General features: G+C 68.7%; 14 protein-coding genes. 6 read left to right on the forward strand and 8 right to left on the reverse strand.

Annotated features, from left to right (window positions below):
* The first annotated feature begins 71 nt into the window (after positions 1-71).
* Complete coding sequence (locus tag ACO2Q2_RS03065) at positions 72-1,625, forward strand: response regulator (protein ID WP_423254301.1); 1,554 nt, start codon at positions 72-74, stop codon at positions 1,623-1,625.
* Between the two features lie 72 nt (positions 1,626-1,697).
* Here the strand turns inward: ACO2Q2_RS03065 and ACO2Q2_RS03070 are convergent, their stop codons facing one another.
* From ACO2Q2_RS03070 to pgmB, 6 genes are all read right to left on the reverse strand, one after another.
* Positions 1,698-3,104 (reverse strand): sigma-54-dependent transcriptional regulator, encoded by a 1,407-nt coding sequence (locus tag ACO2Q2_RS03070; protein WP_423254302.1) that lies wholly within the window; start codon positions 3,102-3,104, stop codon positions 1,698-1,700.
* Between the two features lie 72 nt (positions 3,105-3,176).
* On the reverse strand, positions 3,177-4,286 hold the full coding sequence (locus tag ACO2Q2_RS03075) for an alpha/beta hydrolase (RefSeq protein ID WP_423254303.1): 1,110 nt from the start codon (positions 4,284-4,286) through the stop codon (positions 3,177-3,179).
* On the reverse strand, positions 4,283-6,589 hold the full coding sequence (locus tag ACO2Q2_RS03080; RefSeq protein WP_423254304.1) for a glycosyl hydrolase family 65 protein: 2,307 nt from the start codon (positions 6,587-6,589) through the stop codon (positions 4,283-4,285). The genes ACO2Q2_RS03075 and ACO2Q2_RS03080 overlap by 4 nt, the downstream gene beginning before the upstream one ends.
* A gap of 44 nt (positions 6,590-6,633) precedes the next feature.
* Complete coding sequence (locus ACO2Q2_RS03085; RefSeq protein ID WP_423254305.1) at positions 6,634-7,899, reverse strand: MFS transporter; 1,266 nt, start codon at positions 7,897-7,899, stop codon at positions 6,634-6,636.
* A 79-nt stretch (positions 7,900-7,978) separates the two neighbouring features.
* On the reverse strand, positions 7,979-10,504 hold the full coding sequence (locus ACO2Q2_RS03090; protein ID WP_423254306.1) for a TonB-dependent receptor: 2,526 nt from the start codon (positions 10,502-10,504) through the stop codon (positions 7,979-7,981).
* Positions 10,505-10,571: 67 nt separating this feature from the next.
* Positions 10,572-13,607 carry a beta-phosphoglucomutase gene (pgmB, locus tag ACO2Q2_RS03095; RefSeq protein WP_423254307.1) on the reverse strand — a complete coding sequence of 1,012 codons (3,036 nt, stop codon included), beginning with the start codon at positions 13,605-13,607 and terminating at the stop codon, positions 10,572-10,574.
* Positions 13,608-13,968: 361 nt separating this feature from the next.
* Between pgmB and ACO2Q2_RS03100 the strand changes: the two genes are divergently transcribed.
* Positions 13,969-14,928 carry a LacI family DNA-binding transcriptional regulator gene (locus ACO2Q2_RS03100; protein WP_423254465.1) on the forward strand — a complete coding sequence of 320 codons (960 nt, stop codon included), beginning with the start codon at positions 13,969-13,971 and terminating at the stop codon, positions 14,926-14,928.
* A 170-nt stretch (positions 14,929-15,098) separates the two neighbouring features.
* Here ACO2Q2_RS03100 and ACO2Q2_RS03105 read toward each other — a convergent pair whose 3' ends face one another.
* The gene (locus ACO2Q2_RS03105) at positions 15,099-16,760 is read right to left on the reverse strand and encodes a sensor histidine kinase (protein WP_423254308.1); all 1,662 of its coding nucleotides are present in this window, start codon (positions 16,758-16,760) and stop codon (positions 15,099-15,101) included.
* A gap of 319 nt (positions 16,761-17,079) precedes the next feature.
* Here ACO2Q2_RS03105 and sucC point away from each other — a divergent pair, with 319 nt between their 5' ends.
* A complete protein-coding gene (gene sucC, locus ACO2Q2_RS03110; protein WP_423254309.1) occupies positions 17,080-18,240 on the forward strand; it encodes an ADP-forming succinate--CoA ligase subunit beta in 1,161 nt (386 codons plus the stop codon).
* Between the two features lie 97 nt (positions 18,241-18,337).
* A complete protein-coding gene (sucD, locus tag ACO2Q2_RS03115; protein WP_423254310.1) occupies positions 18,338-19,210 on the forward strand; it encodes a succinate--CoA ligase subunit alpha in 873 nt (290 codons plus the stop codon).
* 172 nt (positions 19,211-19,382) lie between these two features.
* On the opposite strand, the gene ACO2Q2_RS03120 is transcribed toward sucD, so the two are convergent.
* Positions 19,383-20,207: an outer membrane protein assembly factor BamD gene (locus ACO2Q2_RS03120; RefSeq protein WP_423254311.1), complete on the reverse strand. Its 825-nt coding sequence runs from the start codon at positions 20,205-20,207 to the stop codon at positions 19,383-19,385.
* A 71-nt stretch (positions 20,208-20,278) separates the two neighbouring features.
* Here ACO2Q2_RS03120 and rluD point away from each other — a divergent pair, with 71 nt between their 5' ends.
* Together rluD and pgeF are read left to right on the forward strand one after the other, a co-directional pair.
* Positions 20,279-21,253, forward strand: coding sequence for a 23S rRNA pseudouridine(1911/1915/1917) synthase RluD (rluD, locus tag ACO2Q2_RS03125; RefSeq protein WP_423254312.1), 975 nt, complete (start codon positions 20,279-20,281; stop codon positions 21,251-21,253).
* A 3-nt stretch (positions 21,254-21,256) separates the two neighbouring features.
* Positions 21,257-22,033: a peptidoglycan editing factor PgeF gene (gene pgeF / locus ACO2Q2_RS03130; protein WP_423254313.1), complete on the forward strand. Its 777-nt coding sequence runs from the start codon at positions 21,257-21,259 to the stop codon at positions 22,031-22,033.
* The last annotated feature ends 34 nt before the right edge of the window (positions 22,034-22,067 follow it).

A 22,067-nucleotide genomic window follows, 5' to 3' on the forward strand; every position in this document is an offset into this window, starting at 1 on the left:
CCGGTCCAGGACACGAAAACCGCTGCGCGCTAACGTGCGGCAATCAGGAACGGGATACCTGGGAAGCCTCCATGCCGAACAGTCTGAATCGCGCGATGCCCACCATCCGCATCCTGCAGGTCGAGGACAGCACGCTCGATGCCGAACTGGTGCTGGGCGAGCTCGACGCCGACGGCATCGATTACGAGGCGCGGCTGGTCGACGACGAACGGCTGTATGTCGAGGCGCTGGAAACCTTCCGGCCCCACATCGTGCTGTCCGACCTGAGCATGCCGGGCTTCTCCGGCCAACGCGCGCTGGAGCTGTTGCGCGTGCGGGACGCGGACACGCCGTTCATCTTCGTCTCGGCCAAGCTGGGCGAGGAGGCGGCGATCGAGGCGCTGCGCAACGGCGCCACCGACTATATCCTCAAGCAGAATCCCGCGCGGCTGGCCAGTGCGGTGCGTCGCGCGCTGAGCGAGGCCGAGGCGCAGCGCGCCGCTCGTCGGGCCGAATCGGAGCTGATCCGTGCGCAGCGCTTCGAGGCGCTGGCGATGCTGGCCGGCGGCCTCAGCCACGATCTGCGCAATCTGCTGCAGCCGCTGCTGCTGGCCGGCGACAGTCTGCAGGACTACGCCGACGATCCCCGCCTGGCACGGCTCGGTGCGCTGGTGCGCGACTGCGGCAAGCGCGGGCTGGACATGGTGCAGTCGATGCTGTCCTTCGCCCGCGGCGCCCGTCGCGCCGAGCAGGTGCGGCTGGGCGGGCTGATGGAGGCGCTGGACCTGCTGCTGCAGGGTTCGCTGCCCCGCTCGATCACGATGGAAGTGGCGCTGGACGACCCCGACCTGTCCTTCGAGGGCAACCACACCGAGCTGCAGCAGTGCCTGCTCAACCTGTGCCTCAATGCGATCCAGGCGATGCCCGACGGTGGCCGCCTGCGCATCGAGTCGTCGCGCGTGACGCTTCCCGAGAGTTTTTTCAACGAGGGCGAAAAGCCCCGGACCGGCGAGTACCTGTGCCTGACCGTGGTTGATACCGGCGTGGGTATGGAGCAGGACACGCTGGATCGTCTGTTCGAACCATTCTTCACCACCAAGGAGTCGGGGACCGGTCTGGGCCTGCTCTCGTGCAAGCGCATCGTGGCCAGCCACGGCGGCGTAATGCGGGTGGACAGCGCGCCGGGCGAGGGGACCACATTCAGGCTGTACGTCCCGCTGACGGGGTTGCGCGAGGAAGGGGGCGCGGCGGAGGGCGACCAGGGCAGCCTCGAGGGCAATGCCGAACGCGTGCTGGTGGTGGTGGAAGAGGCCGCCCAGCTCTCGCTGCTGTCGGACATGCTCGACGCCTACGGCTACCAGGCGCATGCCAGCCAGAGCGGCACGGCCGCGCTGCAGTGGATCGAGGCCCAGGGCGTGCCTGACGTGGTGGTGATGGACGCGGAGATGAACCTGTTCACCGGCGTGCGCACGCTGGCCGCGCTGGTCGACCACGGCTATCAGGGGCCCGTGCTGCTGCTGGCCCGTCCCGAGTCGCCGCCCAACCTGGACGAGCTGCCGGCGTTGGACCACCTGCATGTGGTCGACAAGCCGGTGACGACCCGGTCGCTGCTGCGCACCCTGCGCAAGGCGCTCGGAGACGACTAGGCCGCCTGAGTGACGGCCTCTCCCGGAGCGGCATCGACGGTCGCAGTAGGCGGGCGATTTTTTCTCAGCCTCTCAGTCGATGCCGAGTTTCTTCAGCTTGTAGCGCAGCGCGCGGAAGGTGATGCCGAGCTTCTTCGCCGCGGCGGTCTTGTTGTAGCGCGACTCCTCCAGCGCCTTCATGATCGCGGTGCGCTCGAGGTTGCTGATGTAATCCTCCAGCGCCACGCCGCTGCCCGGTGCTCCCGGCGGCACGGCCATCGCGGCGGCCGCCGCCGCGGGCGGCGAGGCGATGCCGGCATCAAAGGCCGGTCGCGGCGCACGCTGGGGCAGCATCAGGTCGGAGGCGTCGATCGACTCGCCGTCGCTCATCGCCATCGCGCGCTCCAGCACGTTCTCCAGCTCGCGCACGTTGCCGGGGAAGTCGTAGTCGTCCAGCGCCTGCTGCGCCGCGGGCAGCAGCCTGCCGGGGGCGCCGCCGCTCTTGCCGGCGAGCTGGCGCAGGATGTGCGCGGCCAGCAGCGGCACGTCGCCGCGGCGCTCGCGCAGCGGCGGCACGCGCAGCTCGATCACGTTGATGCGGTAGAACAGGTCCTGGCGGAACTGGCCCTGTTCGACCAGCGCGGCGAGATTCTTGTGGGTGGCCGAGAGGATGCGCACGTCCACCAGCACTTCCTCGCGCGCGCCGATCGGGCGCACGGCCTTTTCCTGGATCGCGCGCAGCAGCTTCACCTGCATGTGCAGCGGCAGCTCGGCCACCTCGTCGAGGAACAGCGTGCCGCCGTTGGCGGCCTGGAACAGGCCTTCCTTGTCGCTGCCGGCGCCGGTGAAGCTGCCCTTGCGGTGGCCGAAGAACTCGCTCTCCATCAGCTCGGTGGGAATCGCGCCGCAATTGACCGGGATGAACGGGCCGCCGGCGCGCGGCCCCTGCTCGTGGATCAGTCGCGCCACCAGTTCCTTGCCCACGCCGGACTCGCCGGCGATGTACACCGGCGCCTGGTTGCGCGCGAGCTTGCCGATGGTGGCGCGCACCTGCTGCATGGCGGGCGAGTCGCCGATCAGCCGTTCGCTGAAGCTGGCCGCCTCGCCGTTGCCGGCCTCGCTGCGCTTTTCCTCGGCCAGTTTCAGCGCGGTGCGCACCAGCCGGCGCAGCATCTGGATGTCCACCGGCTTGGAGACGAAGTCGAACGCGCCGGCCTTGAGCGCGCTCACCGCGGCGTCGACATTGCCGTAGGCGGTGATCATCGCCACCGGAGTGTCCGGATGCCGGTCGGCGATCAGCTCGATCACCTCGTGGCCGGTGCCGTCGGGCAGGCGCATGTCGGTGAAGCACAGGTCGTAGCTGCGTTCGCCCAGCGCGCGTCGGGCCTCGGCAACGGTGCCCACGGCTTCCACCTGCAGGTCCATGCGACCGAGGGTGATGGTGAGCAGTTCGCGGATGTCGCGTTCGTCGTCGACGACCAGGACGGTCTGTAGGCTCATGGGTGATGGCGTCAGTGGGATGCAGGACAGGATACTCGCCGCATCCCGTGCCGGCAAAGCTGATCGGGTCGCTCAGCGCCCGCCGTCGGCGTCTGCGTGAAGGCGACGTGGGCGGGTGACGTGTCCGAGGTGCCGATCGAAGAATTCCACGATGGTGCGATAGGCCTGGCGCGATTCGGGCAACTCCGGATCGGAAAAGAACGAGTGCCACATGCCTTCCCACACGTGCAGCTCGGCCTCGACGCCGGCCGCCTGCAGCAGCGCCTGGCTGCGCACTTCCGAACTCAGCGCCATGTCGCGGGTGCCGGTGATCAGCAGGGTCGGCGGGAACCTCGCCAGCAGCGCGGGTGACCGGCCCGGCTGCACTAGCGGATCGTTCGGATCGGCCCCACGGAAGTACGGCAGATCGCCCATGCCAAGGTGATGCGTTGGCACCCCCTGGCCGTTCAACAGCGGCGCCACCCAGGCCGAGTCGCCGGAGAGGTCCAGCAGCGAACCGCAGAACGTGCCGATCGCCCCGGGTACCGGTACGCCGTCGTGGATGAAGCGCGCGACCGCCTCGGCGGTGAGGATGCCGCCGGCCGAGCAGCCGTAGATGCCGATGTCGGCCGGCCGGTACTGCTTGAGCAGGGCGCGGTAGACCGCTTCGACGTCGTCGCTGGCCGCAGGGAAGGTGTGCTCCGGCCCCTGCCGGTAGTCCACGCTGATCACCTTGACGCGGCCGAGGCTGGCGATCGGGATGGACTCCACCAGGCCGCCGCTGTGCGCGCCCCACAGGAATGCGCCGCCATGCAGGTTGATCAGCACGCGATGGCGATTGGCCGGTGCGACGCCGTTGGCCGGCAGCACCACGTCGGTGCCAACGCCGGCGATGGTCTCGGCATGGATCGTCACCGGATAGAGCTTCTCCATGCGGGCCGCGCGGTCGCTGTTCATGCGGTCGTAGAACGCGCGGCTCTCAGCGATGGGCGCGGTGATCGGCGGCGCCTTGGCGCCTTCGGCGAGCATCCTGGGGAAGAATGCGTGCGCTTCGGGCGAGGCCAGGTCCGAGTACGGCACGCGGGACACTGGCGCGGTAACGGTGCCGTCGGGCTGCACGCCGGCGCGTGCTTCCTGGGCCGAAGCGGGATGCAGCGCGAGCAGGCCGACGAGCGCGGCGAGGGATGCGGCGATGCGGATCATGGGACTTCTCCAGCGGCAGCAGATGGGGGCGCGGGGCCGAGATCGCGGCGGTCGAGCGTCGGTCGGCCCTGCGCGTCGCGGCGAACGGTGATGTCGAGCAGCCGGCCGCGCACCTGCACCCGATGCAGGGTGAACGCGCGCCAGTGCGATGGCAGCACCGGCGCATAGGCCGCAACCAGACCGTCATCGCGCAGCCGCAGCCCGGTGAAGCCGAAGATGATGTTCTGCAGCAATCCGCCGCCGGCGGTGAGGAAATAACCGGTGTTGTTGGTGGCGGTCTCGGTGCGCACGTTGAACGGCGGCTTGATCACGTCGGCGGAGAGGTTGGCGCGGAACCAGGCCACCGCCACGTCGGGTTCGCCCGCGGCGGCGGCGGCGATCGAGGTGGGTGCCAGGCCCATGCTGTTGGGCACGTGGTCGGGATCGGTCAGCGGCGGCACGGCGGCGGCGAAGTCGGCACGGCGCAGCGCTGGGTCCATCGGCCAGTCGAGCGAGGGGTAGGCCAGCAGCGGCACCGTGCCGGCCTCGCGGTCACCGGGGCGGTGCGGCGTGGCGGGGTCGAAGTCCACGTGATGGCGGCCATCGGCGGCCATCGGCAGCACCAGGCGGTCGGCAACCTCTTTCCAGCGCGGGTCGGGCGCCTGGCCCAGTACGCGCGCGGCGGCGTCGGCGAACTCCAGTGCGCGGCTGGCCGAGGCGTTGGTGTAGGTATCGTCGTCCACGTCGGTGTACGGCTCGCTGACCGAGGTGACGTGGCGGATGTGCCAGCGCCCGTCCGCGCCGCGGCCGGCTCGCGCGGCCCAGAAACGCGCCACCTCGCGCAGCACCGGCCAGCCGTGCGCGCGCAGCCAGTCGCGGTCGCCGGTGGCCAGGTAGTACTGCCATTGCGCGATCGCCACGTCGGCGGTGACGTGGATCTCGCGGTCGCCGAGGACATGGGCGAAGTAGGGCACCTGCTCGGTGCCGTATTCCGGATCGGCCTCCCACGGGTACATCGCGCCGGGCAGGCCGTGGGCGCGCGCCCGCGCCTGCGCGGCGGGCAGGGTGCGGCTGCGGAAGCTCACCAGCGAATGCGCCCGCGCCGGATGCTGCAGCAGCAACGCCGGGAACACCCACGAGTCACTGTCCCAGAACGCGTGACCGGCGTAGCCGGTGGTCATCGCGCAGGCGCCGACCGGCCAGGCGGTGCCCGGTGCCACGTTCGACAGCAGGTAGTAGAGATCGGCATGCACCAGCCGTTGCGCCGCCTCGTCGCCATCGATGCTTATGTCGGCCTGCCACAGGTGGTTCCAGGCGGCGACGTGCGCGCGTCGCAGGGCGTCGAAGCCGGCCGTGCGCGCGGCCTTGGCCAATGCGAGATCGGCCTGGCCGTCGCCACCCCAGCCTTCGCGCGAGGCCGCCACGTATTTGGTGAACGCGTAGGAGCTACCGCGCTGCACCGTCAGCCGCACGTTCAGTGCAAGGCGATAGGCACTGCGATAGACGTGCACGTCCTGCGCCTGCACTTGCGGCGGCAGGGCGATCGCGGCGGCCATCGCCATCGCCAGGCCCTGTTCGGCGCGACCGTCCAGCCACAGCGTGGCGTCGCCGGCATCGCCTCCGGCACGGCGCACCTGCACGTCGCCCGGATACCACAATGCGGCGCGATCCGGCGTGGCCGGCGGTACCGGCGTCAGGCTGCGCCGCTGTGCGGCCACCGCCTCCTGCATCTGCTCGCCGGTCAGCCGGGCCAGCGGCAGGCGCGGCTGGGTCGGCGCCCACAGATCGAAGGCGAGCGAAAGCTGCACCTCGCCGTCGAACGCCGGTGTCAGCACCACGCGGGTGGCGGCCAGATGCGGTGCGGCCTGGCTGACCAGGGTGGTGACGTCGACGCCGGTGGCGCGCTGGCCGTCGCCGTCCACATAGCGATAGCGGGTGTTGAGGGTCGCTTCGCGCAGGTCCAGCGTCTGCGTGTAGTCGCGGAAGTGCGCGGCATCCAGCGGCACCTGGTTCATCCAGAACTGCCCGGCCACCGAAGGGCCCGCGCTGTAGTCGACCCCGGTCCAGCCAGGCACGCCGGCGGGGCGGGCGATGTCGTCCTTGGCATAGTCCATCAGCGCAACCAGTTCGGCCGCATTGCCTTCCGTACCGCGTGGCGCGGTGAGGGTGGACAGGTAACCGTTGGCGAGCAGGCCGGGGAAGTACGTCGGCCAGTCGGCGGCGGTGGCGGTGAGGCGGAAACCGGCGCGGTCTTCACTCGCGGCCCGGGCGCCACCGGCCGCGGCGAGCAGGAGGAGCAGGCAGGCAGACACGCGGCGTCGCATGCGGAACTCCATCGCGGGCGGGGCGCCCGCCGACATCGGGAAAACTACTTGCCGCCCAGCCCCGCGGCCACTGGCGTCAGCACGCCGGCGCGCTCGGTCTCGCGGCGGAAGAAGAACAGCGTCACCAGCACCAGGGTCATCGGGACCAGCGAAAAATAGAACGCATGGATACCGCCGAAGCGGGCGAACACCATCGCGGTGATGCGCGAGCCCAGCGTGCCGCCCAGCGCGGAGAAGATCACGATCAGTCCGGTCATCGACGCGTGCAGCGGCTTGGGCAGCGAGCTCAGCGCCACCGAATTGATCACCGGGTAGATCGGCGCCATCAGCAGGCCGATCAGCGGAATCAGATAGGCCGCCGCCGGTGCGCTGAACCAGCCGACGTCCGGGGACACGGTCACGCCGCGTGCCAGCGGCAGCACCAGCAGCACCAGCGCGGCCATCGCCAGCACGCAGCCGTTGAGCAGGCGATGCCAGCTGATCCGGCGCAGCGCCTGGCCGGCCGTGATGCGGCCCAGTGCGGTGGCGCCGGCCAGGATGCTGGCCATCTGGATGCTCATCGCGTTGGGCAGCTTGAGGATCTCGTTGTTGAAGGTCGGCAGCCAGGTGCTGAAGCTCTGCTCGATCAGCACGTACAGGAACGCCGACAGCAGGAACACGTACACCAGCGGACGCGCCATCAGCTGGATCATCTGTCCGACCGAGGCGGCGGCCGAGCGCGGGGTATCGTCGCGCGCGGCGGATTCGTCCAGCGGCGAAACGGCCAGCAGCGCGATCACCGCCGCGCAGATCAGCGCGAGCAGCCAGTACACCCGCAGCCAGCCAGTGTCGCCAGGATCGGCGGGGTCGACGAAGGCGCTGAACAGCCAGCCGCCGGCGAGCACGCCGACCATGAACAGGCCCTCGATGGTGTTGGTCAGGCGCGAGTGTTCGGCGCGATCGACGGTGAGCAGGCCGATCGAGGAGTACACGGCGACCTTCGCCAGCGCGAACGACACGCCGACGCAGGCGAACAGGAATTCGGTGGTGTGGAAGCCGGGAAACATCGGCATCAGCAGGCAGGCGCCGCCGACGATGGCGAGCGCGCCCATCATTGCCCGGCGGTAGCCGAGCAGCGGCAGGAACGAGGCCACCACGAACGAGGTGACCGCGATCGGCAGATCCTTGAACAGCTCCAGCAGACTGGCCTGCGGCTTGTCGATGCCGAAGCTGGCCATCGACTGCAGGATCACCGTGCCGACGCTGTTGAGCAGGATCGCGAAGACCATGTAGATCAGCGCCAGCGCGACGATCATGCGGATTCGGTTCATGGGGTTCCCTGGTGGCGCCGAGAGAAGGTCCGGATCGCGAGGTTGCCGCGATCCGGACTGTTGCGGGCAGCTCAGAGCATCAGAACAGGTACTTCACCTGGAAGTTGACCTCGCGGCCTTCCAGCGGACGGGCCAGGATCACGCCATTGGTGCCACTGGCGGCGCCGAAGATACGCGAGTTGCTCTCGGTCAGTCCAAGTTCGTTGGTCATGTTGGTGCCCTGCAGGCGCAGCTGCCAGTTCTTCTCGATGTTCGCCACCACGCCGAAATCCCAGGTGTGATAACTGCCGAGCTGCTGCAGTCCGGAGATGTCCTGCGTGTGCGAACCCACGTGGGTATAGGTCACGAAGGCGAGCACGTCGCCCCAGCTGAACGGGATCTTGTAGCTGGGGGTGAACATATAGCGCACCTTCGGCTGGCGCTGCAGCTGCACCCCGTTGATCAGGGCGCACCCGTTGCCGGTGACGGGGTTGGTGTACGGCAGGCACGAGTTGTTGTGCGAGTAGTGGCCGTCCAGATAGTTGCCGACCAGCTGCAGCTTCAGCGCCTCGGTCGGGCTCCAGGCCGCGTTGACGTTGACGCCCTTAGAATCGGAGCCGTAGGTGCTCTGCGGGCCGTTCGGCACGCCGCCGGAGTCGGTCGGCTGGTACAGCAGGCCGATGAACTGTCGATGGTAGGCGCTCAGATCCAGGAACCACTGTGCGCTCTGGTACTTGAAGCCGCCTTCGAAGTTCTGGATCTTCTGCATCGGCGCGGTGTTGCCCGTGGTGTTGCCACGGATGCCGTTGTCGAAGTCGTCGAAGTGTGCACCGCGGTTGGCGCGGAAGTACACGCTCATGTTGTCGGTGAGCTCGTAGTTCACGCCGAAGGTCCACGACGGGTGGGTCTTGTTGTAGCTGGTGCGCGCGTAGCTGCCGTTGCACACCGGGACGCTGTTGTCGTACAGCGTGTTGAGGTTGCCGTCGAGGTTCTGGTTGGTCAGGTTGCAGACGTTGTTCGTCGCGTTCTGGTTCTCGATGCGACCGGACAGGTCGAACAGCCACTTGCCGATGCGCCACACGTCGGACAGGTAGAACGCCTTGTTGGTGGCGCTGCCGTGCTGGGCGATGTTATAGCCGCCGTAGTCGAGGAAGCCCTGGCCGTCGGTAAGTTGCTTGGTGACGCCGCCGTCGACGTAGCTGACCTGGATCGGCCGGGCGTTCGGCGTGTTGGTCATCAGCATCTGGTTACCCAGCGCCCACTTGTCGTTCATCGTGTAGTGGGCGAGGTAGAGGCCGCCGGTGAGGGTGTTGCCCTCGAAGATTTCCTTGCTCAGGCGGAAATCGTTGCTCATGTTCTTCAGGTGCTTGTGGATGTACCACCAGCCCTGGTGGATCACGCTCTGGTTTGGATTGACCGCGCCGCCGCCGTTGACGTAGGTGGCGGTGGCCGAGCCGGCCGGCAGGTTGAACGCGCCGATGCTCGAACCGGCGGTGTAGAGCATGTCGTTGAGCGAGCCCGGGTTGGTGCCGGAGAACAGCGCGTTGGTGTCGGCGTCGCCGCCGTCGATCAGGAACTTGTCCGACACGTTCCAGCCGTTGCCCAGGTCGTAGTCGAAGTTGCCGCCGAAGAAGTTGAACTTCGCACCGCGGCCGTTGGCCAGGTCGGCATGGGTGCCGCCACCCGGATAGCCCGGGAGGTACACGTGCTGGATTTCCGGCCCGTTGTAGGTGTCGGTGAGCGGGTCGAAGCCGGGATAGGCGCTGAAGTGGTCGGTGCCGCTCTGGATCAGCGGGATCGGCGTGATGAACTGGTTCTTGTCGTCGAGCCGGCGCGCGTACAGCGTCATGGTGCCGTTGTCGCTGTCGTGAGTGAGCGTGGCGGTGAACTGGCCGCCCTTGTCCGACGCGAACTTCGGATCGCGCACGCCATCCGAATCACGGTAGAAGCCACCGACGGTGCCGTACCAGCTGTTGGCGATCGGGAAACTGTAGAAGCCGTCGAGGCGGCGCAGGTTCTCGTTGCCGTAGGTCACCCCGATGCTGCCGCTGGGGGTGTCGGTGCCGGTTTTGAGGATGAAGTTCTCGGTGGCGCCGATCTGGCCGTCGGCGAACACCACCGACGGTCCGCCGAGCACGATTTCGGCGCGATCGATGGTGTCGTCGAGGCGGAAGATCGAGGTCTGCTCGAAGAACGACAGCGTGGGCATGCCGTACAGCGGCGAACCCATCAGCTGCACGGTGTTGAACGGCGCGTCGCCGCCGCCCGGGAAGCCGGCGATCTCGATGTTGGCGCCGGTCTGGCCGCCGGTGGATTCCGGCCACAGGCCCGGGGCGATCTTCAGCAGGTCGGCGGTGCTCTTCGGGTTGGCCATCTTGATCTGTTCGGCCGTGGCCGTGGTCACCGAATAACTGGTATCGATCTTGCGCAGGCCGCCGGTGGCGGCGTTGCCGGTGACGACCACCTGGTCGAGGGTCTGGGCCTTGCTTGCGTCGGGCTTGGCCTTGGCCTTGCTCGTCGTGCTGCCGCCGGGCGCGCCGGCGTCCTGCGCCAGCGCGAACGCGGGCAACAAAGTGGCGGCGATCGCCGCGGACAGTGCCAATCGGGTCAGATGCTTGGTTTTCATCAACGTGTACTCCCCACCAGTCTTGTTTATGATGGCGAAGCGCCCGCGGCGCCGCGCCGGTTCGCCGTTATGTCGTGTACTGAGCAATGTCGAACGCGGCGACGTTCGGTAAACGCACATCCGCATGTGCAAGGGCGGGCGAATCGCCCACCGCCACCGCGGCCATCCCGGCCGCGAGAATGCTGTCCACGCCGGCCGCCGCGTCTTCCACACCGAGACAGTCGTGCGGGGCCAGGCCAAGTCCGCGTGCGGCGTCCAGGAAAATCTCCGGATCGGGCTTGGAGCGCGCGATACGTCCGGCGTCGACGACGTAGTCGAACAGGCCGGCGATGCCGAGTCTATCGAGCAGCAGCGGCGCATTGCGACTGGCCGAGGCGAGCGCGATCTTCAGGCCGGCGGAGCGGGCCGAGGCGATCGCCTCGCGCGCGCCGGGCAGCAGGTGCTGTGGGCCGAACCGCGCGATCTGCTCACGATAGTACGCGTTCTTGCGCTCGGCGAGGGTGTGCTTTTCCTCCTCGCTGAACGGGCGCGCGGCGCGCTCGAGCAGGATGTCGAGCGAGCCGCGGCGATCGACGCCCTTCATGCGCTCGCCGGTGGCGTCGTCGAACGGCACGCCGATCTCCGCCGCCAGTTGCTGCCAGGCCGCGTGGTGCACCACCGCGGTGTCGGCGATCACGCCGTCGAGGTCGAAGATCACCGCCTTGAGCGGACGCGGCAGGCGCGCCGGACGCAGCGGCAGCTCGATGCTTGCGCCCGGCGCCAGCGTGTGGATGGTGCCGTGGTGGCGAAAGCGCAGTGGCGCGTCGCCGGCCAGGGTGTAGCGCACGCCGCCCGGCTCGACCTCCACCCGCAACTGCGCCGCCTGCCAGTGCAGGCCGAAGCGGTAGCGCGTCCAGCCGTCCGGCAGCGTGGGCGCCAGGCTGGGCAGGCCCTCGACCACGCGCAAGCCGCCGAAACCCCAGGTAAGCGCGAGCCAGCTGCCGGCCATCGCCGCCATGTGCACGCCGTGCGCGGCGTTGCCGTGCAGGTCGTCGAGGTCGACACGCAGGGTGTCCAGGAAATAGGCGTATGCCTTGTCGTGGTAGCCCACTTCGGCGGCGAGCACGCTGAAGGTGGAGGCCGACAAGGTGGAGTCGTGCACGGTGACCCCTTCGTAGTAGTCGAAGTTGCGCCGCTTGGCGGCCCGGTCCACGTCGTTGCCGGCCAGCATCAGGGCGAGCAGGGTGTCGGCCTGCTTGCACACCTGGTGGCGGTAGATGGTCAGCGGATGCAGTTCCAGCAGCAGCGGGCGTTTGCCGTCGCCGCCGCGGCGCGCGCGCAGGCGCGGCTTGTCGAGGAAGGCGTCGTCCTGTGGAAAGATGCCCAGCGCGGCATCGACCGGCAGGTACATCGCATCGGCGGCCAGCGTCCAGCGGGCGATCTCGTCCTCGTCCAGGGCCAGCCGCGTGGCCAGCACGGCGTAGTCCTGCGGGTGCTCGGCCGCCAGCCAGCGCGCGGTGGCGGCAGCGTCGCGCAGGTGCCGCTGCGCCATGCGGTTGGTGTAGTGGTTGTTGTCCACCAGCGCCGAGTATTCGTCCGGTCCGGTGACCGAGTGGATGCAGAACGCGCCGCCGCGGCGGGGGTTGAAGTGGCCGATGTCCAGCCACAGGCGCGCCGTCTCGATCAGCATTTCCGCGCCCTGCCCGCGCAGGAAATCGTGGTCGCCGCTGGCGTCGACGTACAGGCGCACCGCCCAGGCCACCGCCGCGTTGATGTGGTACTGCGCCGAGCCACTGGGGAAGTACGCCGAGCATTCGTCGCCGCTGATGGTGCGCCAGGCATACAGCGCGCCGCGGTCGTGGTTCATCTCGCGGGCATGCGCCCGCGCGCGGTCCAGCGTGCGGTAACGGTAGCTCAGCATGCCGCGCGCCAGCTCCGGCGCCGCGTTGACCAGCGCCGGCAGCATGAAGGCCTCGGCGTCCCAGAAGTAGTGGCCCTCGTAGCCTTCGCCGGTGAGGCCCTTGGCCGCGGTGGAACTGTTGCCGTCACGTCCGCTGGACTGGAACACGTGGAACAGGTTGAAGCGCAGCGACTGCTCGATGCGCGGTTCGCCCTCGATGACCAGATCCACCCGCTCCCACAGCGGCGCCAGCACGCGCTGCTGCATCTCCAGCAGGCCATCGAAGCCCTGGGTACGGGCGTGCAGCAGGGTCCGTTCGGCACGCGCCAGCAGCATGGCATCGGTGTCCGCGCCGCCCGGCGCCGTCCACGCGTAGCCGACATATTTCTCCAGCGTCACCGTCTCGCCGGGCGCCAGCGTGCCTTCGTGGATCTGCGCCACGCCATTGGGCGCATGGCCGCCGTAGCGGCAGTGCAGCGCGGCATCCAGCCGGTGCTGCTGGATGCAGGCCACGCGCACGTCGCTGTGGGTGGTGCGCTGGATCAGCCAGGCGCGGGTCTCGTCGGCATCGGACGAGCCGGTGTGGAAGCCGCCGTCGACGCGTGCACCGATCCGCGGGTCAAGGCCCTGTTCAATGGCGTCGCGCGCGGTATCGATCGACGATTCCAGCGTGATCGCGCCGGCGTAGTCGTGCGAGTGCACGCTGTAGCGGATCGCCAGCAGGCCCGACTCGTCCAGCGAGACCAGTCGCTCGGCGCGAATCTCGATGGTCTGGCCCGCCGGCGAGCGCCAGCGCAGCCGGCGGCGATAGCAGCCGCTGCGCAGGTCCAGCTCGCGGGTGAAGTCCAGCCACTCGCCTTCGGCCAGGCGCACCGGGATGTCGCCCAGGCGCAGGTGGATGCCGATGGCGTCGGCTACCGGGATGCGCGTGTCGGTGTGCGCGGCGAAGCCCGGGAAGCGCTCGTGGTATTCGATCGGGGTGCGCTCCCAGGCGCCGGCCAGGAAACTGCCGTGCGAGCCGCCGGGCGCTTCCTCCAGGCCGCCGCGCACGCCCAGCGCGCCGTTGGCCAGCGCGAACAGGCTCTCGTCCTGGGCGAAGTCGGCCGGGTCGGTGCCGTGGCGCACGATCCGCCACGGATCGACATCGACCACCGGCGGCGTCGAAGCGGTGGGGTGTGCGGCCGGTGCCGGCGAAAGCGTCGGTGCGGCGTCGAGCTTGTCCAAGAATCCCCCTGCATGGTCGGTCATCGGGTCCGCGCCGTCAGGCGTGTCCGGTCAACGGGGCGTGAAGATGGCAGGAAATGATATCGATATCAAGTTATCGATATCATTGATGCGGTGCAGCAAACGAACCGGGCGTGGGTGGACTCCGGCGGACGGCGGCGCAGGCCTTGCCGGGTCGCCTCCACGTCTCGCTGCAGATGATGTTTTTGCGGCGCTGCGATGGGTTGGACGAAAGGCGAACAAATCGACACACTGAAGGAATGCCGGGCATGCTGACGCCGCTGCACCGGCGTTATCCAGGTACGGAGGCCATGCATTGAGTCGTTCCCGCAAAGACCCGTCCGCCGCCGGCAGCCTGACCATGGCGGACCTGGCGGAGCTCGCCGGCGTTTCCAAGATCACCGTATCGCGCGCGCTCGCCGACAGTCCGCTGGTGACGCCGGAAACCCGCGAACGCATCCAGCAGCTGGCGCACGAGCACGGCTACAAGCTCAACGTGAGCGCACGCAACCTGCGCCTGCGCCGCAGCCACACGGTGGCGGTGATTGTGGAGATGAAGCCCTCCAGCGACCGCACCATGCTCGACCCGTACCCGCTGACCCTGCTCGGCGGTATCGCACAGGGGCTCACCGCGGCTGGGTACAGCGTGCTGCTGACCACTCGCCAGGGGGCGGCGGCCGCGGCGGTGCAGGCGGCCGATGGCCTTATCCTGCTCGGCCAGGGTGTGCGCCAGGACGCGGTGCGTCGATTCGACAAGCTCGGCCTGCCGATGGTGGTGTGGGGTGCGCGCGGCGAGGATGACGCACATGCCGTGGTCGGTTCGGACAACCGCATGGGCGGCCGGCTGGTGGCCGAGCACTTCCTGCGCCAGGGGCGCCGCCATCCGGTCTTCGTGGGCAACCCCAGCCACCCGGAGATCTTCGAGCGCCTGAACGGCTTCGTCGACACGCTCACCACGCACGGGGTGAAGCCCCTGCTGCTGCGCCGCGACGAGTTCACGCTCGCCTCGGGCATCGACGCGGTGCATTCGCTGGCCACGCGCAAGGTGGCGTTCGACGCGCTGTTCGCCTGCAGCGACCTGCTCGCCATGGGCGCGATCCGCGCCGTGCAGGAGCTTGGCCGCAAGGTGCCCGACGACGTCTCGGTGGTGGGCTACGACGACATGCCGATGGCCGCCGCGTTCCAGCCTGCACTGAGCTCGGTGCGGCAGGACTGGCAGGAGGGCGGCAGCCTGCTCGCGCAGAAGATGCTGGCGATGATCCGCGGCGAGGAGGTCGCCTCGCAGGTGCTGCCGGTTGCCCTGGTGGTGCGCGCTACCTGAGCGGCTGAGAAAAAATCGACCGCCTACTGCGACCGCCGCCAAACGCCCGTGCCGGCGGCGCGCTGGGCGCAAATCCGGGTCATTTGGCTCACCAAACTCCCCGGATTTGCGCCCAGCGCACCTTGTCACGAACGCCTGGCGGCGCTCTCGCTACGGCGGTCGAATTTTTCTCAGCCTCTGAGGCTTTCGTCCGCCGTCGCGGCGTCGCTGCCGGTCTGGCGTGCATGGGCGGGGGTGAGCGTGATGCGGAAGCAACTGCCGCCGCCGGCCACGCGCACGTACTCCAGCGAAGCCTGGTTGGCCTCGGTCATCTGCCGGGCCAGGTACAGGCCCAGGCCCGTGCCGTATTCGTGCGTGGTGTAGAACGGCTCGAAGATCTGCGCGGCCACCTTGGGCGCGATGCCGGGGCCGCGGTCGATCACTTCCAGGATCGGCACGCCGTGCTCGCCCGGCCGCGTGACCACCATCACCCGGGCCGGTTCGCCGGGCAGGCGGCCGTAGCGCAGCGCGTTCTGCACCAGGTTCCACACCACCTGCTGCAGTTGCTGCGGATCGGCCACGGCGGCCACCGGCGCACTGGAGTTGATCACCCGCAGCGAGTCCTCGCCCAGGTCGTTGCCCTGGCGGTATTCCTCGACGAAGGCGTTGGCCCAGTGGCCCAGGTCCAGCGTCTCCGGGCGCGAGCGCTCGCGCCGCGACAACTGCAGGATGTTCTCGATGATCTCGTTCAGCCGCACGCAGTGGTTGTTGATGATCTCCACCATGCGCTGGTCGGCCGGCGGCATGTTGCGCGACTCGGCCAGCAGCTGGGCGGAGTAGCGGATCGCCGCCAGCGGGTTGCGGATCTCGTGGGCGATCGAGGCCGACAGCCGGCCCAGCGAGCTGAGCGTGAGCTCCTCGGCGCGGCGCGACACCAGCGAGGTGTCGTCGAGGAAGATCAACACGTGCGAGTCGTCGTTCGGCGCCAGCCGGGTGAAGCGCGGCACCACCTCGGGCACGCCGTCGGCCAGCTGGGTGGCCGTTTCGTCCAGCTTGCCGGAGGTCATCCAGTGGTACAGCCGGCGCGACAGCTCCGGCGCCAGCTTGCCCAGGTCGCGCTGGTCGGCCGGCGGATTGCCCAGCAGCATCCAGGCCGATTCGTTGAGCTGGTGGATATGGTTGGCGTCGTCCACCAGCAGCACGCCGGTCTTCATGCGGCGGATGATCAGCTCGTTGACCTGGGCCAGGTTGGCCAGGTCGATGCTGCGCTGCTCGGCCAGCGCCTCGGTGGCGCGCAGCTGGCGGCCGAGCACGTTGCACAGTGTGGTGCTGGCGAAGTAGGCCAGGCCGAACAGGCCCGCTTCCACCAGCTCGTGGCTGTTGATGGCGCCGTCGGCTGGCGTCTCGATGACGGTGTGGCCGAGCATGCCCAGCGTGGCCAGCGAGGCGAAGAACAGCGACAGCCGCAGCGGCAGCACCAGCGCGGCGGCGCTGAGGTTGACCGCCAGCATCATGGCGATGCCGATGCGCGCGTCGTGCATGGCGATCACCGCCATCACCGCCACGCCGATGTCCACGATCAGGGTGATCGACACCGTGGCCGGGGCGATCACGGTGAGTCGTCGCGTCAGCAGCAGGATCGCCAGCGCCGCCAGCAGGTAGGCCACCACCACGCTCTGGGCGAAATCCGGGTGGGTCAGATTCAGCCAGTGCACGCCCAGCGGGCTGTAGGCCAGTACGACGTATACCGCCGCCTGCGCCAACCGGAAGTAGTTCAGGAAGAACAGCTCGTGGCGGATGGCCGTGGTGGCCCGACGGATGCCCGGGGCGGGCGGCAGGGCGGGGCTGGACACGTCGATGCGCACTCCGCGGCAGGAATCGGGACGGCTTGCGGGCGAGTATAGACGCGCCGTGGCGCCTCGCGCAGGATGGTGCGGCGGGCTGCCGGCGGGTGCCGCCCTTTCCATCCGGCCTCGCTGCTGCGAAAATGCGCGGCCGTACTGCGCCGTTTTCCGGTGCTCGTCCCCCCGCGCCGCCGGCGCGCCCGGCCGACGCCATCGAGACAGCGCTTTGCACGCCGGCAGCGTTTCTCACCGCCGTCCGTCCCTCCCGAACACCTGCCCCGGCCACGGTGCGGGCGTTCGACACGTCCCCATTCACTCGAGGTATCGAATGAATTTCCACGAGTACCAGGCCAAAGAGCTGTTCGCGCAGTACGGCATCGCCGTTCCGCCGGGCAAGATTGCCAATTCCCCCGACGCCGCCGTCGATGCCGCCAAGCACCTGGGCGGCTCGCAGTGGATGGTCAAGGCGCAGATCCACGCCGGCGGCCGCGGCAAGGCCGGCGGTGTCAAGTTCTGCAAGAGCCTCGACGAGGTCCGCGCCGCCGCCAAGGGGATGCTGGGCACCCGCATGGAAACCTACCAGTCGGCCGGCCGCGCGCTGCCGGTGAACCTGGTGCTGGTCACCGACGCCACCGACATCGCCAGGGAGCTGTACCTGTCGGTGCTGGTCGACCGCGACTCCAAGGCCGTCTCGTTCATCGCCTCCAGGCACGGCGGCGTGGACATCGAGCAGGTGGCGCGTGAGACGCCCGAGGACATCCACACCATCGTGGTGGACTTCGTCGAGGGGCTGCAGCCGTACCAGTGCCGCCAGCTCGGTTTCGCGATGGACCTGACTGCCAAGCAGGTCAACCAGCTGACCAGGATCATGCTGGGCCTGTACAAGCTGTTCAACGAGAAGGATCTGGCGCTGGTCGAACTGAACCCGCTGGCGGTCCTCGCCGATGGCAACCTCGCCGCGCTGGACGGCAAGGTCAACTCCGACGACAACGCCGAGTTCCGTCATCCCGATCTGGCCGCCATGCGCGACCTGACCCAGGAGGACGCCGCCGAGGCGGCGGCCGTGCAGCACAACCTCAACTACGTGACGATGGACGGCACCATCGGCTGCATGGTCAACGGCGCTGGCCTGGCGATGGCCACCATGGACGTGATCAAGCTGGCCGGCGGCGAGCCGGCCAACTTCCTCGACGTCGGCGGCGGCGCCACCAAGGAGCGCGTCACCGAGGCGTTCAAGCTGATCCTCTCCTCGGACAAGGTGAAGGCGATCCTGGTCAACATCTTCGGCGGCATCGTGCGCTGCGACCTGATCGCCGAGGGCATCATCGCCGCGGTGAAGGAAGTGGGCCTGACCATTCCGGTGGTGGTGCGCCTGCAGGGCACCAACGTGGAGCAGGGGCGCGAACTGCTGGCCAACTCCGGCGTGGGCGTAACGCCGGCCGACGACCTCAACGACGCGGCGCAGAAAGCCGTGGCCGCCGCCAAATAACCCGTAGGAGCGCACCCTGTGCGCGAATGATCTTCGTCACGTAGCGAAGAGCATTCGCGCACAGGGTGCGCTCCTACACGAGCACAGGACATAATTCATGAGCGTTCTCGTCAACAAGAACACCAAGGTGCTGGTGCAGGGCTTCACCGGCCAGCAGGGCACTTTCCACGCGCAGCAGGCGCTGGACTACGGCACCCAGATCGTCGGCGGCGTGACCCCGGGCAAGGGCGGCAGCGAGCACATCGGCCTGCCCGTGTTCAACTCGATGGACGAAGCCGTCGCCGAGACCGGCGCCGACGCGTCGGTGATCTTCGTGCCACCGCCGTTTGCGGCCGACTCGATCCTCGAAGCGATCGACGCGGGCATCCGCGTGATCGTGGCGATTACCGAAGGCATTCCGGTACTCGACATGCTGCGCGTGAAGAACGTGCTGGCGCAGCATCCGGAAACCGTGCTGATCGGCCCGAACTGCCCCGGCATCATCACCCCGGGCGAGTGCAAGATCGGCATCATGCCGGGTCACATCCACCAGCCGGGCAAGGTCGGCATCGTGTCGCGCTCGGGCACGCTCACCTATGAGGCGGTGTTCCAGACCACCAACGAAGGCCTGGGCCAGTCCACCTGCATCGGCATCGGCGGCGACCCGATCAACGGCCTGAGCTTCATCGACTGCCTGAAGCTGTTCCAGGACGATCCCGCCACCGAGGGCATCATCATGGTCGGCGAGATCGGCGGCAGCGCCGAGGAAGACGCCGCCGAGTTCATCGGCGAATACGTGACCAAGCCGGTGGTGTCGTTCATCGCCGGCGCCTCGGCCCCTCCGGGCAAGCGCATGGGCCATGCCGGCGCGATCATCTCCGGCGGCAAGGGCACCGCGGCGGCCAAGTTCGCCGCGCTGGAGAAGGCCGGCGTCACCACGGTGAAGTCGCCGGCCGATCTCGGCCGGACGCTGGCCAGGCTGATGAAGTAAGCCGGTGGTGGTGCCTCAGGGCACCACGCAAAACAAAAGGCCGCGCAATGCGCGGCCTTTTGTTTTGTCCGGGATTCGATGTGCGGGATTCGGGATTCGCTGCGGCGTTGCCGTCGGGTCGGCTGCTCATCATCGAATCCCGAATGCCGACTCCCGAATCACCCCGCCAGGATCAGTGATGGCCGGAGAACGGCACCAGCTTGCGCAGCGTGGAGGGCGGGTGCGGCCACTTCGGATCGGTCAGGTACGGGTGGTCGGGATAGTTCAGCGCCAGCACTTTGCGCACCTGCTCGGCCTGATTCTTGCGGTCCAGCGCGGCGTAGCTGCGGGCGAGGATGGCCAGCGCATCGGCCGTCTGCGGCGACTGCTGGTAGTGTTCGATCACGTACTGCGCGCGGTCCGCCGAAGCGACGAAGGCCTTGTTGCGCAGGTAGAACTCGGCCACGTTGATCTCGTACTGCGCCAGCACGTTGCGCAGGTAGATCATGCGCTGGCGTGCGTCCGCCGCGTAGGCGCTGTCCGGGAAGCGGCGGGTCAACACGGTGAAGTCGTCGAACGACTTCAGGTTGTAGCCCTGGTCGCGGCGGCTCTCCGCACCGGAGCGGGAGATGTAGCGCTCGATGATGCCCGAGGTGCGACCGAAGTTGATCAGGCCGCGCAGGTAGTAGGCGTAGTCGACGTGGCGGTTGGTCGGATACGTCTTGATGAAGCGGTTGATCGTGGAATACGCGTCGTCCGGCTGGTTGTCCTTGTACTGCGCGTAGGCCAGTTCCAGCTGCGCCTGCTGGTTGTAGTCCCCGGAGGGAAAGCGCGCGATCAGACGCTGATAAGCTTTTGCGGCGGCGGCGTAGTCGCCGTTTTCCAGGTCGTTGTGGGCCTTGCTGTAAAGCTGGGCCACCGGCATCGTGTCGATGGTGTCGCGTTTGCCTTTGAACATCGAGCACGCGCTCATCGTCAGGGCCAGGCCGAGCACGACGAGCAGTTTGGAAATACGCATGGGCAAGGAATTCAGATGTTTGATCGAAAAGGCATGATAGCCGAAACCGGCCGGACTCCGCGGAGCGGGGCATGACCACCATTCGCCACGAGGCCGTGGTGCCGCTGGCTGCCGCGGGTCGCAGGTTCGACCAGACCGTGGCCGAGATGTTCCCGGATTATTCGCGCTCCCGGCTGGCCGGCTGGATCAAGGCCGGGGCGATCACCCTGGACGGTGCGCAGGCGCCGCCGCGGCAGCTGCTGCGCGGCGGCGAGCAGGTAAGGCTGGAAACCGAACTGGCCACCGAGGTGACCAGCACCGCCGAGCCGATCGCGCTGGACATCGTGTACGAGGACGAGCATCTGCTGGTGCTCGACAAGCCGGCCGGGCTGGTGGTGCATCCGGGTGCGGGCAACCCCGGCGGTACCGTGCTCAACGCCCTGCTGCACCACGATCCGCGGCTGGCCGAACTGCCGCGCGGCGGCATCGTGCACCGGCTCGACAAGGACACCTCGGGCCTGATGGTGGTGGCCAGGACGCTGGCCACCCACACCGCGCTGGTGGACATGCTCTCGCGCCACGACGTGGAGCGGCAGTACGAGGCGGTGGTGCTGGGCACCCTGGTCGCCGGCGGCACCGTCGATGCGCCGATCGGCCGACACATGGGCGACCGCCTGCGCCAGGCCGTGCGCGATGAGGAGGACGGCAAGCGCGCCGTCACCCATTACCGCCTGCGCGAGCGCTTGCGCGCGCACACCGTGATCCAGTGCAACCTGGAAACCGGCCGCACCCACCAGATCCGCGTGCACCTGGCGCACATCCACCACGCGCTGGTCGGCGATCCGCTGTACGGCGGCGGCCTGCGCCTGCCCAGGGGCGCCAGCGAGGCGCTCGCGGCCACCTTGCGCGCCTTCCGCCGCCAGGCGCTGCACGCCGAACGACTGGCCTTCGTCCATCCCGCGACCGGCGAGGCACTCGCGTTCAGCTCGCCGCGCCCGGCGGACATGGAATCGCTGATCGCCGCGCTGCGCACGGATCTTGCCGAACGCGGGCCGGTGCAGGATTAGCGCATGCCTCTTTGCCGCGATGATCCGGCCTGGGTCGTGCCGGGATGGCCGGCGCCACCGGGCGTTTGCGCGGCGGTGAGCACGCGGCAGGGCCCGGGGGTGTCCGTGGCGCCGTTCGACCGCTTCAATCTCGGCATGCGCAGCGGCGACGATCCGGCAGCGGTCGCGGCCAATCGCGCGGCGCTGCAGGCGGCACTGGACCTGCCTCACCCGCCGCACTGGCTGCAGCAGGTACACGGCACCGGAGTCTGCGTGGTGCGCGATGCCGCCGGGCGGGAGGAGCCGATCGCCGATGCGGCCATCACCCGCGAATGCAGCCAGCCGCTGGCGATCCTCACCGCCGATTGCCTGCCGGTGCTGCTGTGTGATGCCGCCGGTTCCGTCGTCGGCGCCGCCCACGCCGGGTGGCGCGGGCTGGCGGCGGGCGTGATCGAGCGCACGGTGGCGGCGATGGCGGTCGATCCCGCGCGGGTGCGGGCCTGGTTGGGTCCGTGCATTGGCCTGCCCAGCTACGAGGTGGGCGAGGAGGTGCGCGCGGCGTTCGTGGATACCGACCCTGGCGCGGCATCGCGCCTCGTGCCGACGCGTCCGGGGCACTGGCGTTGCGATCTGGCGGCCCTGGCGCGTCGCCGGCTGGCGACGATCGGCGTGACGCAGGTGGCCGGCGGCGGTTTCGACACCTTCACCGATGCGCGCTTTTATTCCTACCGCCGTGACGGTGTGCGCAGCGGCCGCTTCGCCAGCCTGATCTGGCTGGAGGATGCGGCGCACGCGCGCTGAGCGATGGGCACGCCGGTCGGTGCGTGCCGTGCAA

This window comes from Dyella sp. KRB-257 (assembly GCF_049445995.1).
In the GTDB taxonomy this organism is placed as follows: Bacteria; Pseudomonadota; Gammaproteobacteria; order Xanthomonadales; family Rhodanobacteraceae; genus Dyella_A.

Excerpts from the sequence above, each read along its gene's own strand:
- ACO2Q2_RS03065 (WP_423254301.1), top strand. The coding sequence starts at position 72 with ATGCCGAACAGTCTGAATCGCGCGATGCCCACCATCCGCATCCTGCAG.
- ACO2Q2_RS03070 (WP_423254302.1), bottom strand. The coding sequence starts at position 3,104 with ATGAGCCTACAGACCGTCCTGGTCGTCGACGACGAACGCGACATCCGC.
- ACO2Q2_RS03075 (WP_423254303.1), bottom strand. The coding sequence starts at position 4,286 with ATGATCCGCATCGCCGCATCCCTCGCCGCGCTCGTCGGCCTGCTCGCG.
- ACO2Q2_RS03080 (WP_423254304.1), bottom strand. The coding sequence starts at position 6,589 with ATGCGACGCCGCGTGTCTGCCTGCCTGCTCCTCCTGCTCGCCGCGGCC.
- ACO2Q2_RS03085 (WP_423254305.1), bottom strand. The coding sequence starts at position 7,899 with ATGAACCGAATCCGCATGATCGTCGCGCTGGCGCTGATCTACATGGTC.
- ACO2Q2_RS03090 (WP_423254306.1), bottom strand. The coding sequence starts at position 10,504 with ATGAAAACCAAGCATCTGACCCGATTGGCACTGTCCGCGGCGATCGCC.
- ACO2Q2_RS03100 (WP_423254465.1), top strand. The coding sequence starts at position 13,969 with ATGGCGGACCTGGCGGAGCTCGCCGGCGTTTCCAAGATCACCGTATCG.
- sucC (WP_423254309.1), top strand. The coding sequence starts at position 17,080 with ATGAATTTCCACGAGTACCAGGCCAAAGAGCTGTTCGCGCAGTACGGC.
- sucD (WP_423254310.1), top strand. The coding sequence starts at position 18,338 with ATGAGCGTTCTCGTCAACAAGAACACCAAGGTGCTGGTGCAGGGCTTC.
- ACO2Q2_RS03120 (WP_423254311.1), bottom strand. The coding sequence starts at position 20,207 with ATGCGTATTTCCAAACTGCTCGTCGTGCTCGGCCTGGCCCTGACGATG.
- rluD (WP_423254312.1), top strand. The coding sequence starts at position 20,279 with ATGACCACCATTCGCCACGAGGCCGTGGTGCCGCTGGCTGCCGCGGGT.
- pgeF (WP_423254313.1), top strand. The coding sequence starts at position 21,257 with ATGCCTCTTTGCCGCGATGATCCGGCCTGGGTCGTGCCGGGATGGCCG.